The organism is Dorea sp. AM58-8 (assembly GCF_003464045.1).
Lineage (GTDB): Bacteria > Bacillota > Clostridia > Lachnospirales > Lachnospiraceae > Claveliimonas > Claveliimonas ammoniilytica.
On sequence record NZ_QSDM01000012.1, the window covers coordinates 45,634 to 55,277 of the forward strand.

A 9,644-nucleotide genomic window follows, 5' to 3' on the forward strand; every position below is an offset into this window, starting at 1 on the left:
TCCTTCTACTTTTCCTGAGCCATCCGTTCTAATGCTTTCTTATCTATTTTCCCTACGCTGGTCAGCGGCCATGTTTCAACCCGTTCTACCTGATCTGGCATTTTATACGCCGCAACGCCTATTTCCCGTAGAAACCTGTGGATTTCCTGTAAATCGATCCCGGCTTCATCATCGGTTACAAGGAATGCGCATATCCGATTTCCAAGGGTTTCATCCGGAACGCCGACAACGGCTGCCTCTTTGATCTCCAGATGCCTGCAAAGGTAAGCTTCAATCTCTGAAGGCATGATCTTTTCTCCGGCGCGGTTAATCTGCTCTTTGATCCTCCCACCCAAACGCAGTCTTCCGTCTTTCGTCCACATAGCCTTATCGCCCGTCCGATAAAATCCGTCCGGCGTAAAGCTCTTTTTATTCGCTTCCTCCGCCATATAATAACCATCAATCGTATACGGGCCTCTGGATAATAATTCCCCAAAAACTCCTTCCGGTACGGTCTTATCCTCTTCATCCACAATCTTCACTTCATCCGCAGGAGACACCGGAGTTCCCTGGCATCTTACGATCAGGGAATCTTCATCTTCCGGACTGGTAAAGGACAGCAGCCCCTCCGCCGTACCAAATACCTGCATCAGTTTGCAAGGCCATTCTTCAATGATCTTATCTGCAAGGGAATCTTCCAGCATTGCGCCGCCCACCTGCAAAATTCGCAGGCTGGATATGTCATAATCTTCATCCCATTCCAACATTTCCATGCACACAGTAACCATAGCAGGAACCAATGCGGTAATCGTAACGCCTTCCTCTGTAATTGCGTCAAGAATATCGTCCGGGCTGGTCGCAGACGCAAGCACAACTTTTCCTCCCACATCCAGCGTACCTAAAAGCCCCGGGCAGCATAACGGAAAATTATGGGCTACCGGAAGAGACGTCAGATAAACGTCGCTGCTATCCAGGCGGCATCTTTTCGCGGACATGCGGGCATTATACATATAATCCGTATGGGTGCGCGGAATCAGTTTCGGAACCCCTGTCGTCCCGCCGGACAGCAAAAGCACCGCCGTTTCATACCCATCCACAGCCGGAAATGCTCCATTTTCTCCATACGTTTCCGCAATCATTCCACTGATATCCCCGGATTCGCTATCTACAAATATATGCCGGATACATGAATATTTCTCTTTCATCGCATTTGCCATCGGCACATATGAAAATCCCAGATATTTCTCCACCACAATATAAGCGGCCGGCTTTGCCAGTTCAATAATTCCTTCCAGTTCCGCCTCCCTGTGGGCCGGCAGCATCATGATTGGCACCGCCCCAATCTTGGAAAGCGCAAAAAACACGATCACAAAAGAAATCCTGTTCGGAAGCTGCACAAGCACTTTGTCTCCCTTTAAAATCCCTTTACGCAGAAAAGCTGCCGCAAGACAATCTGCTTTTTGCTTTAATTCCATATAACTGATCTCGTCTTCACTGTCCGTGACCGCAATTCTTTCTCCATATTTTTCCGCCCACCTATCAAGCTGTTCTCCAAATCCACATCTCTCCCAGCCTTCCAGATTCTCATATTTGCTCATATCTTTCTTATAACCCATTTTATCTGTCTCCTTTCTCATGCGCCGCCACATACGCAGCATATCCTTTGATCCTGACCGGATACAGAAACCAGTCCTGATCTTTCTTATCTTTTTCTGCAATTTTCTCGTTTCTGACAGAGAAGAAATCCATTCCTCTTCCTAATCCAATTCCAAGCGCCTTTACATATGCCTCTTTCGCCGCCCAGTACTGGAAAAACAGATCCGGTCCTTCATTTTTTACATCTTCCGCTTCTTCTGCAGTATAAAAATTTTCCGCTATCTCCCTATAGTCCGGGCACTCTGCCATCTCCTGCACATCTACTCCGATATCCATTCCGACAGCGAATACCGCCAGTATGAATTCACCCGAGTGCGAAATGTTAAAATCCACTGTCCGCTTTCCCGCAATCTTTTTATGATAAGGCTTACCCAGTTCATTGACAGAAAAATCAATCGTTTCCATATCTAAGTATCTTTTTAAGAGGATCCGCACGACAACCTTCCCGGCTATATAACGCATCCTGTCTTCCGAAAAGCGGAATCTTCCGGCTTGCTCCAATTCCTGCCCACTCAGGATATATTCATGGTTCTTCCAGAAATCTGTCATTTCAGGCCAGCGGATACACCATATATGTATCTCATTTTCACGGATATAAAGTTTGTCTGCTGACAGAAATTCCTTTTCTCCGTATCGTTTAATCTCCATTTTTCATTCTCTAAAGCAGTCTCATGACCTCACTTATTACTTCGTCTTCACAATCCCTCAGATAAAAATGTCCTCCCGGAAATATCCGGTAGTTAAAATCATTGTCCGTATACTTTCCCCATTCCAAGATCGCACTCTCATCCGCTTCGTCGTCCTTTTCTCCGCCAAATGCAGAGATAGGTGTATGCAGCACTACTCCCGCTTTATCATAATACGTTTCATCCATGGTAAAATCCGCCCGCAGCATAGGCAGAAAGAAATCCAACAATTCCTGATTCTCTAGTATCTCTTTTGGCGTCCCTTCAAATCTTCCCAGTTCCCTCTTAAACGCTTCATCCGGAAGATGATAGATTGGATTTGGCTCCGGAATACTAGGAACCCGGCTGCCGGAAATAAACAGACATTTTGCAGTATATCCCGCTGCCTCCAACCGTTTTTCCAGCTCATAAGAGATCTTCCCACCCATACTGTGTCCCCATAAGGCATACGGTCCGTACACAACCTTTCTTACAGCCTCTTCCAGGTCATCTAACATAACCGACATATCTATATACGGTTTCTCCATGATCTGTTCTTCCCTTCCCGGAAGCTGAACTGGACATACCGTTACTTTCCCCTGCATCTTTTTCGCCCACTGGTTATAAGCAGAAGCACCGCCTCCCGCAAATGGCAGACAAAACAAGGTTATTTTCTCTTTACTAATATTTTCCGTATTTTTTATCAATTTCATATTCACTTTTATATTCCTCTGGCATAATGTTCTTTTTCTCTCTGTTTACCATCATTTTGTAATATGTTTTTCTCAATCACTTCTTATTTCTACCTGTAATTAGTTACATCTAACTCTTTGTCAAAAAAATTTTTGATCCATCCCAATATCAAACCGGACGCCAAAACAATATGCGCTACCATAATCCCGTTTACGATCAGGGAATATCCAATCACAGAAAAAACACCTGCTATCGCGCATTCAATAACTAAAATTACCCTCGCGCGCATCCCATAAACTTTTTTCTCTTTCGCATCCAACTTCTTGCTGCTGGCATCTACCGGCGCCATGATAAATATAACGCCAACCGCGACAAACCATATGATCCGCATTTGCCATATTACAGCCGGAGCAGACGCCAGATACAGACTGCATAGAAGGACAAGGATACCGGAAACAGCCATGCAGCCCCCTGCCTTTTCCAAATGAATCCCTCCGGCATACTGCCTTAAAACAGTAAAGGGCAATAAAAAGACTATCATCTCCATCCAATTCCCCGTTATGATGCCAAGTATGACGATGATAAGGTATATTACCACCCTGCCCAGCAGTACGCCGTAAGCATATTCATACAGCCTGCGGTCTTTCTCTTCAAGAATCCCATTCCTGCTTTGTAGTTCAAAAAGCCGACCAGCCATTTTTTTCCCCACTAGAATTTCCTCATTTTCTTAACTTCTTCCGGCTCATCTTCCTGATAGTACAGCCAGTTGCACGCCAGATTTGCCGTATACGCCGTCAAGCAGAGTGCAAGACAGTTTACAGCTCCAAGCAGTTTGATTCCCAGGTTTTTTCTGATTATTTTTTTCATAGTTACAAAGCCTCCTTTTTTCCGAAAGTTTACACAAAAATCGCCCTCTTTTCAATTACCGTGGCAAAAACGGTAACTTTTTGGGCGATTTTTGCACGTCCTTATTTGATTGTAAAGATCAGCTTAACAGAGAACTCCCGTTCTCCTGCCTCCACTCGTATAATTCCCGCATACTTTTTAACCAGTTTTCCAACCGTGTGCAGTCCGATCCCGTGACTGTCCGCGTCTCTTTTGGTGCTTATGTACCTGTCCTTGTCCTTTAACAGAGGGACGACATACCCATTGCAAAATTCCATGACAAGGAAATGCCCCGCATTTCCCATATACATCCTGCATTCCACATATCTGCCATCTTCTGTCTTTTCTGCCGCTTCCAGTGCGTTATCCAAAAGATTCCCTACGATCGAGATCAAATCCAACTCTTCCAGAAAATCCAGTCTGAGATCATTACCCAGAGTAATCCTATAGGATATATCCTTAGATTCTGCAAGAAATTTTCTTTCACATAGGATGCTGTTCAAGATCGGATGCTCACAATATACACTTTTTTGAAGATTCTGAATCCGGACGCCTAAATGTTCCATGATGTCCTTAACCTCTTGATTCTCTCCTTCTTCTATCAAGCCGGCTACTGTACAGATAAATTTATTTATATCGTGTAAGAATGCTCTGTTATCCTCATTAACCTTATTCATATACTGCAGATTGGCAATCTCCGCCCTGCTTTTCTGGTATAGCCGGTCCATCTTCTTCACTTCTTCTGATTTTTCTACAAACCTGTCAAATACTGTGAAAATGAAGATATTCGTCATTAACAGAAGCGAAGCTCCTACCGGAACCATAACCCTGTTCATTCCTTCAAAAGAAATATTTGAATAAAACACACATCCTAATATAATGATCGTAGCGGTTGGCAGCATGAGCAGCACAGTAAAAGTTTTATTCTCAATCGTCAGATAATCCCTTTTCCTTGTTACCTGATTAATGCATTTAATAAACAGAAATGTCATGGTACTCATCAGCAGGAGTGCTAATGTCTTTTCTGTTTCAGTCCTGAAGCCCTCGGACGCACCAGTCACGCCATATGCATTCGTAAGTGCCGCAAAGAGAAATTCGGGAATAATTGCCAGCACATAATAGCAGCATACCGTAACCAGCTTCTTCCATATATTTCCCCGGAACACAACCATAGACGCAATCATATAGATTACCGGAATCATTACCATATTAAGTATTGAGGATTCCAGGCGGTTGGTTCCGAACATTGCCAGTGCTGCGATACAATATACGAGAAATTTTTCCCAGAATCTTTCTCTTCTGTATGGGAGTATGTTCTTTTCCAAGTCATCCAACAGATACATCTGAAGAAGACAAATCAAATAATCTCTTATTATCATACCATGCCGTTCCTTTCCCCAAGAAATGTTATCAGTGCGTCGGCAAACTGTCCTTTTCTCGACCTCGAAACATTCAACTGGATTCCAAACGGCAGCAACGCAACGTTCTTTTCCAATCCTTCCACTTTTGCCAAATTCACAATATAGCTGTTGTGTGCATACTCAAATCCCCTTCCGGCCAGACACTCATACAGATCACTTAAAGATTCCTTGCAATGCATCTCTTCTATCTTTCCCTGTCTGGCAATGTATATCGTACAGCCCCTTTTCGCCAGACAGATATATAAAATGTCTTCCGTATGGATGCGCATTATCCTTCCCGCCGATGTAACTGTCACGGAAGAATCTCCACAGCACAATTTCACTTTTAATAAAATCATAGGTATTTCCTTTTTCAGACTTCTGTCATGCAGATCCTTCATGATGTACCGGAACGGTTGTCCAACATTAATGCTGTCAGGAGTCGGTTCAAAACAGCCGGAGCAGAACACCAATATCGCTGCTTCATTATATTCCCTCAGCTTCAGTACTGTTTTATTTCCATCCAATCCAGGCATACGCATATCCATAAAAATCAGATCATGCAAAATATCCGCATCTTCCAATAATTCTTTTCCTGATTCATATTCATAAAACCGTATCTCATTCGAAGACAGAATTCCTTCCGTTTCTATGACCGTCTTTATTTTCTCCCTGTATTCTTTATCATCGTCGCAAATTGCTATTTTACACATATTCATCCTCCAGTGTTAGTTTCTTCTAACCCTTTCCCATAAAAAAACCATCTTGCAGAATCTGAATCCTAAGATTATTTGCCTGTTCCTATAACTCCGGTTCCAAATCTGCAAAGATGGGATCTTCAAAAAATTCCTGTATTGTAATATCCAATCCATCGCATATCTTTTTAATTGTAACTACGCCAGCATTCCTGCTTTGTCCATACAAAATATTTTTCAGTGTTGAAGGCGGGACGCCTGAGCGCACCGCCGCTTCATTCACTGTGATATCTTTCTGCTTAATCAGATCGTTTAACCGATATATGACCGCTGTTTTTATATCCACGGTATCGACCACCTTTTTTTCTTCTATTTTATATAAATCGGCTTTAAAAGGTCGCCCATATATAGTCTTTTTGATCTATGCACGATATTTTTTTAACAGTTTTTCTTATTCTAGCAGAAATCCGCTAAATTTCTATATTTTATTAGATACATGAAACCCTGTGAGAACATTTCTGATCCTACGCAGGGTTTTCCACTTTGTTATAAAATTTTTATATTTTGCAGTATGCTGGATCGGAGTTATCATTCAACTTTCCTTCTGCTGCCGATTGTAAAAACATATTTTTACGAATAAATATTCAGCAGTTCTTCCGGAGAAAGCAGTGTAATCCAAAAGGAAAGAAAATCCTTTTTATTCCTTGTCACAATCGCATCACACTGATTCTCCTTCGTACAAGTTGCAAGTAGGCAGTCTTCAAAATCAGATACTCTCTGCAAATAAGCAGGCAGCACATCTTCGTTCGTCACTGTCAGCACTTTTGCTATGTCCAAAACGGAGCCAAGTGCCTTTCTATAAATTTATACCGTTCTTACATCCCGATCAGCTCCTCTCTCCAGCTCATCTTTTCCCTGCTTTTCTTGGATTTTTCTCTTATTGATTTCCAGTCGTTCATGAATAGATGGCTTCTTTGCCTTCGTAGTTGCTTTATTCTTTTCTGTTTGCATACTCGAAACTACCTTTTTCACAGCTTTGTCATTATCCCCTTTTGTCACATTCGCTGCTCTTGACGCTTCTACTCTGCTGTCCTGCTTTTCTGCAACCTGCCGTTCCTGCTTTTCCTGCACACTTTTTTCTTCCAGACTGCAAAAGCTCTGCAAATATGGCAGCACATGGTTCTGCATATCGGTCAGATCTTCCATACACTTCTGAAACTCTTCATTTCCCTTGTTTTTCAGATAACCAATCCAGCTTTCATCCGTAAGTTTCAGTTCATTTTGGAGTTTCAGCTGACTTAAAATACCGCCATTTCCTGTTCCAATATCTATTTTCCCTTTGAAATGTTGCATCATTTTATCGCCTTTTTCCGCATAATATATAGTAAAAAACATCTGGGCTGTTACCATCGGCTCATCCGTCCTCGGATTACGGTCTGCGTACCATTCCTTATCCTTCTGTGCAGTACGGGAATCCAGATCTGAGAGCTTCTGACAGCGTGGTTCCATCAGCTCTCGCTTTTCACAGTAATTCACATACACCATCGGCTCTGTTTCTTTGGATATATCTGGTTCGTAGGATTTCAGCCGTTCCAGCAAAACACCTGCCCACACGGACTGCTCACAGTCTTCTTCAATCACATCCTTCAGAAAGGAAATATAAGAACCAACATTTCCACTTTGCAGATCCAGCATGACTTCCTGTATGGTATCCTGCCCTGGCTCTACATGGTCCCGATAGTCATACGGATCGAAGTCTTCCGCAATCTCATCCAATGCTGCTGCCAGTTCTTCTGTTGTCATTTTTTTCGGATACATTGCCTCACGCACATCCTGAATCGGGATATATTTATAATCAGGCAATGCTTTATGAATCTTCTCCAAACCTTCACGCACCACCGGCTGATCTTTTAAAAACCGCACATTATCCAAGAAGTCGCCGTGTATCGTTGTTCCCATTACAATTAACAGTTCTGTTTCATCAAACAAGCTATCCTCCGGATCACGATAAATAATCCCCATTCCACTGCCTTTATAAGCGTTTTCCGGATCTTCTCTGTACTTCTCATAGATTGCTGCGATTTCTTTCACATCTGTGCTTTTCTCATAAGCTCCCATATCATGAATTTCATCACATTCTGCAGCATAATATTCCAGATAAGCTTCTTTCTTAGGCGGCATATTATTGAGTACATTATCAATCATGTTATAATTGGCCTCTTCCAGTTCCTCCACCTTTGCCAATGGCTTATATTCGCCCTGGCTTTTCTGAATCTCTGCCATTACAACTTCATCCATTTCTTCTACTTTCTCCATCAACCGATCATAATCTCCACGGATGCGTTCTCCAGTCCAGCCTTCGTCTTCCAAAAGTTCCTCCGCCGCTTCTTCAATAGAAATTTCATCATTCTCATAAACGCCACCATCCATCAAGCGGAAATCTTCATCGTAAAAGGAATAATCATATCCTTCTTCTGTTCTCTGAATAGCAAAGTAACGTTCTCCTACCTCATATGCCAGTTCACTAAGGACCTGTTCTTCCAGATTCAGGAAAGAATCTAGCTGTTCAAAACTGATACTGTCTACAAAATGAGCAGTTACTTTTTCCCCGTCATTCAGAACTACGATATCACTGACAGACAGGGAATGCCCACGGAAATCTTCCGGTCTATCAATGTTGAACCTTTCAAAAATATCATCCAGTGACATATTTCCTGATAATTCACCAACATAGACCAGCTTGTAATCTTCTTTTTTTATCTTCATACCATGACTTTCAATAAAACTCATATTCATAAAAGCATAGTTTTCGCCCGGTGAATCATCCCGGATCTGATAAATACCAAATACCCTTCTTGTTCCTAACAACAGGTTTGCTTCTTTCAATGACTGAATCTGTGGATATTTCTGCATTTCCCATTCCAGGTTACGGAAACGCTCCAGTTCTGTCATAGACATCTGATAATGCTCTGGTCCTCGTTCAATTTCCATACGTTCTGTGACATACATCGGTGATGAAAAATTAGTGATCAGATAGATATCTGCTCCTGCATCGTATAATTTCAGTGCTTCTTCCTGCTCAATGACACTCATAGGCTCCTGAAATGCTCCTAAATTTTCTTCTGCATAATCTAGGTTGTTATCCTTTATCCGTTCCCACATCTGCAATTCCATTCCAAACAAACCGTCGTGTGCCTGTATCATTTCTTTACTCGCATATTCACCTTTACTGCCATCACTTCCAAGGCAATAAATCTTAGAACCCATTCTGTGATAATCCAAGGCTGCTTCTTTTCTAAGTGGCACCATATCTTCTGCTGTATATCCATAGTCACGTAATTCCAGCTTACCTATGGTTGGATCCAGCAGTTCTTGAATATCCATTCTTGCGTCATCCAGCAAATCCTCTACACCTTCTTGATCTGCCTGACTCACTGCATCTGCCAGATTTCTTACCAAATTCCTAACTTTCTCTTCCTCGCCGATCAGATTCGCATATTCAAAAATCTGTTCTTTTACATCTGTTGAAAATTCTATATCTCTACGCTCTGCCTGAGCAATCCGTTCCTGCGTATATTCCTGCATTTTCTGCGTTTCTTTTCCTGTTATCATACTTCTCGCCATTCAAATTCCTCCTGTGTTCTAAAAAATGGCATAACAGGCAGAACCTT

Annotated in this window: 10 protein-coding genes; all 10 read right to left on the reverse strand. The window is 42.3% G+C overall.

The window, feature by feature from the left end; translation table 11 throughout:
- Positions 1–5: 5 nt before the first annotated feature.
- The 10 genes from DXA18_RS09905 to DXA18_RS09950 all read right to left on the reverse strand — a co-directional run bounded on the left by DXA18_RS09905 (position 6) and on the right by DXA18_RS09950 (position 9,597).
- Positions 6–1,595 carry a (2,3-dihydroxybenzoyl)adenylate synthase gene (locus DXA18_RS09905; RefSeq protein ID WP_118383786.1) on the reverse strand — a complete coding sequence of 530 codons (1,590 nt, stop codon included), beginning with the start codon at positions 1,593–1,595 and terminating at the stop codon, positions 6–8.
- Between the two features lies 1 nt (position 1,596).
- The gene (locus tag DXA18_RS09910) at positions 1,597–2,283 is read right to left on the reverse strand and encodes a 4'-phosphopantetheinyl transferase family protein (protein WP_118383787.1); all 687 of its coding nucleotides are present in this window, start codon (positions 2,281–2,283) and stop codon (positions 1,597–1,599) included.
- Positions 2,284–2,293: 10 nt separating this feature from the next.
- Entirely contained in the window at positions 2,294–3,013 is a 720-nt protein-coding gene (locus tag DXA18_RS09915) for a thioesterase II family protein (protein WP_179961961.1), read from the reverse strand.
- Between the two features lie 89 nt (positions 3,014–3,102).
- Positions 3,103–3,702: an accessory gene regulator ArgB-like protein gene (locus tag DXA18_RS09920; protein ID WP_118383788.1), complete on the reverse strand. Its 600-nt coding sequence runs from the start codon at positions 3,700–3,702 to the stop codon at positions 3,103–3,105.
- Complete coding sequence (locus DXA18_RS09925; RefSeq protein ID WP_005344225.1) at positions 3,702–3,860, reverse strand: cyclic lactone autoinducer peptide; 159 nt, start codon at positions 3,858–3,860, stop codon at positions 3,702–3,704. The genes DXA18_RS09920 and DXA18_RS09925 overlap by 1 nt, the downstream gene beginning before the upstream one ends.
- Before the next feature lie 101 nt (positions 3,861–3,961).
- Complete coding sequence (locus DXA18_RS09930; protein WP_118383789.1) at positions 3,962–5,257, reverse strand: sensor histidine kinase; 1,296 nt, start codon at positions 5,255–5,257, stop codon at positions 3,962–3,964.
- On the reverse strand, positions 5,254–5,991 hold the full coding sequence (locus tag DXA18_RS09935) for a LytR/AlgR family response regulator transcription factor (protein ID WP_008688094.1): 738 nt from the start codon (positions 5,989–5,991) through the stop codon (positions 5,254–5,256). Before DXA18_RS09935 ends, DXA18_RS09930 begins: the two co-directional genes overlap by 4 nt.
- Before the next feature lie 88 nt (positions 5,992–6,079).
- Entirely contained in the window at positions 6,080–6,319 is a 240-nt protein-coding gene (locus tag DXA18_RS09940) for a helix-turn-helix domain-containing protein (protein WP_008688092.1), read from the reverse strand.
- Between the two features lie 284 nt (positions 6,320–6,603).
- On the reverse strand, positions 6,604–6,810 hold the full coding sequence (locus tag DXA18_RS09945) for a PIN domain-containing protein (RefSeq protein ID WP_024728263.1): 207 nt from the start codon (positions 6,808–6,810) through the stop codon (positions 6,604–6,606).
- Between the two features lie 27 nt (positions 6,811–6,837).
- Positions 6,838–9,597, reverse strand: a complete 2,760-nt coding sequence (locus DXA18_RS09950) for a YodL domain-containing protein (protein ID WP_055057313.1) — start codon at positions 9,595–9,597, stop codon at positions 6,838–6,840.
- Positions 9,598–9,644: the final 47 nt, after the last annotated feature.

Coding starts and splice junctions, on each gene's coding strand:
- DXA18_RS09950 (WP_055057313.1), bottom strand. CDS start 9,597: ATGGCGAGAAGTATGATAACAGGAAAAGAAACGCAGAAAATGCAGGAA.
- DXA18_RS09915 (WP_179961961.1), bottom strand. CDS start 3,013: ATGAAATTGATAAAAAATACGGAAAATATTAGTAAAGAGAAAATAACC.
- DXA18_RS09905 (WP_118383786.1), bottom strand. CDS start 1,595: ATGGGTTATAAGAAAGATATGAGCAAATATGAGAATCTGGAAGGCTGG.
- DXA18_RS09935 (WP_008688094.1), bottom strand. CDS start 5,991: ATGTGTAAAATAGCAATTTGCGACGATGATAAAGAATACAGGGAGAAA.
- DXA18_RS09925 (WP_005344225.1), bottom strand. CDS start 3,860: ATGAAAAAAATAATCAGAAAAAACCTGGGAATCAAACTGCTTGGAGCT.
- DXA18_RS09930 (WP_118383789.1), bottom strand. CDS start 5,257: ATGATAATAAGAGATTATTTGATTTGTCTTCTTCAGATGTATCTGTTG.
- DXA18_RS09910 (WP_118383787.1), bottom strand. CDS start 2,283: ATGGAGATTAAACGATACGGAGAAAAGGAATTTCTGTCAGCAGACAAA.